Source organism: Bradyrhizobium sp. (assembly GCF_049798375.1).
Lineage (GTDB): Bacteria > Pseudomonadota > Alphaproteobacteria > Rhizobiales > Xanthobacteraceae > Bradyrhizobium.
Genome location: NZ_JBARGP010000814.1, coordinates 1 through 3,767 on the forward strand (window position 1 = coordinate 1; position 3,767 = coordinate 3,767).

Below are 3,767 nucleotides of genomic sequence, written 5' to 3' on the forward strand. Positions count from 1 at the left end.
CGCCGTGCCGCGCGCCGCTTCGGCAGCGACCCATCCGGCAACATCGCCATCACCTTCGCCCTTGCGCTGATTCCGATCCTGACCTTCGTCGGAGCGGCGGTCGACTACAGCCGCGCCAATGCCGCGCATTCGGCGATGCAATCGGCGCTGGATACCACCGCGCTGATGCTGTCGCGCGACATATCGCAGGGAACCATCACCACTGCCAACCTGACGACCGCGGCCAACAATTACTTCAAGGCGCTCTACACCAGCAAGGACGCGCCAAATCCGACCGTCACGGTGACCTATGCGACCAACACCTCGACGGGCTCGAACATCATCCTGAACGCCTCCGGCTCGATCACGACCGACTTCATGAAGATCGCGGGCTTCCCGACCATGGGCTTCAACGCCAGCTCGACGACCGCCTGGGGCAACGTGAAGATGCGGGTGGCCCTGGCTCTCGACAACACCGGCTCGATGGCGCAGGACAACAAGTTGCCGGCGCTGAAAAACGCGGTCGCCGGCAGCGGCGGCCTGATCGACCAGCTCAGCAACCTCGCCAAAACCCCCGGCGACGTCTACATTTCGGTCATTCCCTTCGCCAAGGTCGTCAACGTCGGCGCCACCAACAATTACGCCCAGAATTGGATCGACTGGACCGATTGGCTGAACCCGCCGACGACGCAGCCGAACAATGGCAGTTATCAGGCGAACCTTCCGATCAACTGGCACGCCGTCGGACCGAAGGCGAAATGCCCGTTCACCAGCAGCAATAGCGGCTTCACCTGTGTCGCCAGTCCCACCAGCACGTCGGGCCAATCGTATATCCCGTCGAGTGGCACCTATTCCGGCTATATCTGCCCGAGCGTGGATGCCAACTCTCACACCAAGTACAACGGCTGCTGGGTCAGCACGCTCGTAAGCAGCACACCCGGGGTGTTCTGCTCGGGTTCGAACTCCTGCAGCTGCCCCGTCGACTCTTCAGGTAATGCAGTTTCGCAGTGCAGTTGCACCGGTACCGGCTCGAGCAAGTCATGCACCGGCCTCTTGTATGATCACAACTGGACCCAGCCCGGCCCGAACGACACGGCCGACAATACGAACCAGCCTCGGGTCAACGCCGTGGTCGGATGGACCTACCACAAATACACATCCTCTAATCCCACGGCCACAGTGGTGAATGCCTGGAACGCGCCGTCGACCAATCCGATCAGCAGCTGGACCGGCTGCATCACAGATCGCAGCCAGCCCAACGACGCGACCACCGTCCAGCCTTCGGGTACCTACGATATGACCACGCTGTTCCCGGCCAACGAATATTACGAGAACAGCGAGAGCTACTGCGCCAGCAACAACTCGCCGCAGCTCGAGCCGATCATTCCTCTGAGCTATGACTGGTCATCGTTGAAAACAGCGATCAACGCGATGCAGCCGACGGGCGGTACCAACCAGGCGGTCGGCCTTGCCTGGGCCGCGCAATCACTGATCCCGAGCGGCATTCTGAACGCGCCGGCGGAGGACTCCAACACCACCTACAATCGCGTCATCATCATCCTGTCGGACGGACTCAACACCGAGGACCGCTGGCCGGATAACGGCAATGGCTCTACGCAGGCCGCAGGCACCCCGCTGGGCCCGATCGACACTCGTCAGGAGCTGCTCTGCAGCAACCTGAAGAACGCCAAGGACTCCAAGGGCAACTATCTGTACACGATCTATGCGATCCAGGTGAACACCCACACGCCCGCGGATGCGACCTCCAAAGTGCTATCTGACTGCGCCAGCGGCTCCGACAAGTTCTTCATGCTGACGAGCTCGACGCAGATCCTGACCACGTTCCAGACCATCGGCACGGCGCTGTCGAAACTGCGCGTGGCGAAGTAACGGAACGCGCCGTCGTCGCGAACAACAAAAAGCCCAGCTCACGCCGGGCTTTCCCATCAGGACCAGTGATCACGATTATTCGGCGCCGGCTTTCGGAGAAACGAATGCCGGCGCTGGGATTAGTGCGCAGCCTGCGGCGCGAACTTCGACGCAAGCCCTTCGAGTGGCTTGAACGCCTGCTTGGCGAGATCCGAATACAGGCCAGCGATCTTCTGCGAGTCGGCAACGAAGGCCTCATACGCCGACTTGGCGAATTCGCTCTGCGCCTCGATCGCCTTGTCGAGCGAGCGCACGCCCGAGAGCTTCTCGACGAACGACTTGGTGTCCTCGAACGACTTCTTGGTGTAGTCGCCGTATGCGGCGGCAATCGCTTGCAATCCGCTCTGCACCGAAGTCGCGGAGCTCACGACGGTCTCGAACTGCTCTTTGCCGTAGTTCTGAAAGTCTTCAACCTTAAACATCATGCTTCCTTTTCCCAGACTTTGGGCGTTCCGGGGAGCCTGGCTCCCTGACGCTCATTGTAGTTTAGTGCACCGCACAAAAAATGCAAGGAAATTGTGCAACGCACAATGCCATGCATTTGGCGGGAAATCCCGTGTCTCTCCGCAAGGTTTTCTTAACCTTTTGGCAACCCGTGCGTCCTAACCTCCCCGATAGCCGTGCTCGGTTTCGGCTGACTGACAAAAGCTGTTTCAAAACAGCGCCTTAACAAAACCTCAGTTCCGGGCTTTCGATCTGCGGTTGTCTCAACTGCGATCAGCGGACCGGACAGACTTGATGGCGCAGGCACGATGGGCACAATTTTGCCTCACGAGCCGGTGATCAAGTCAGAAATTAGACGAGGATTTCATGCATCGCAAAAACTTGGGCTCCTCGCGCCTGGTGCGAGTCGGCGTCTGCAGCCTGATCGCGCTCGCAACCGTTGCGACGACGATGGATGGCGCGCAAGCGCGCCGGCATCGCCATCACGTGTCCCGTCATGCGTCGCATGACGATGACGACAGCTATAGCCCCAAGTTTTCCTCGATCATCGTCGACGGCAATTCCGGGGCGATCCTGACCGCGACGAGCCCTGATGGGCTGCGTCATCCGGCGTCGCTCACCAAGATGATGACGCTCTATATGCTTTTCGAGCGTCTCGATGCCGGCAAGCTGAAGCTCGACAGCGAGCTGCCAGTCTCCGAGCATGCCTCCGATCAGGACCCGACCAAGCTCGGTCTGCGCCCCGGCCAAACCATCCGCGTCGAAGATGCGATCAAGGGCGTGATCACGCGTTCCGCCAATGACGCAGCGGTGGTGATCGGAGAGGCGATCGGCGGCAACGAAGAAGATTTCGCCCGCATGATGACCCGCAAGGCGCATGCGCTCGGCATGAGCCACACGGTCTATCGCAACGCCTCCGGCCTGCCGAACGACGAGCAGGTCACCACGGCGCGCGATCAGTCGATCCTGGGCCGCGCCCTGCAGGACCGCTTCCCGCGCTACTATCATTATTTCTCGACCACCGCCTTCAACTTCCGTGGCCACACCATCACCGGGCACAATCATCTGCTCGGCAGCGTCGAGGGCGTCGACGGCATCAAGACCGGCTACATCCGCGCCTCCGGCTTCAATCTCGTCACCTCGATGCATCGCGGCAACCGCTTCCTGATCGGCGTCGTGATGGGCGGCCGTAGCGGCGGCTCGCGCGACGCGATCATGCGCAATCTGCTCGCCGAGAATCTGGACAAGGCCGCGACCCGTCGCACGGTCGCCGCGATCACCGAACACGGCAGCTCCGAGCAGGCCACCGATGTCGCCGACCAGGGCGGCGTCGAGGTCGCGTCGGCTGCGCCGGAAGTCCCCGCTTCCGCCCCGGCCCCTACACCCTCACCGAGCCGGACCGCGAAGGTGGTAGC

General features: G+C 61.3%; 3 protein-coding genes. 2 read left to right on the top strand and 1 reads right to left on the bottom strand.

The genetic code is table 11. The annotated features are described in order from the left end of the window. A partial coding sequence (locus tag WA702_RS30785; RefSeq protein ID WP_425114307.1) for a pilus assembly protein TadG-related protein occupies positions 1-1,869 on the top strand: 1,869 nt, incomplete at its 5' end. Between the two features lie 119 nt (positions 1,870-1,988). Here the strand turns inward: WA702_RS30785 and WA702_RS30790 are convergent. Further along, positions 1,989-2,330: a phasin family protein gene (locus WA702_RS30790; RefSeq protein WP_425114309.1), complete on the bottom strand. Its 342-nt coding sequence runs from the start codon at positions 2,328-2,330 to the stop codon at positions 1,989-1,991. 388 nt (positions 2,331-2,718) lie between these two features. On the opposite strand from WA702_RS30790, the gene WA702_RS30795 reads away from it, so the two are divergent. Then, positions 2,719-3,767: D-alanyl-D-alanine carboxypeptidase family protein (locus WA702_RS30795; protein WP_425114308.1), on the top strand; the 1,049-nt coding region annotated here is incomplete at its 3' end.

Bases quoted from the DNA above. Each gene is read 5' to 3' on its own strand.
- WA702_RS30790 (WP_425114309.1), bottom strand. From the start codon at position 2,330: ATGTTTAAGGTTGAAGACTTTCAGAACTACGGCAAAGAGCAGTTCGAG.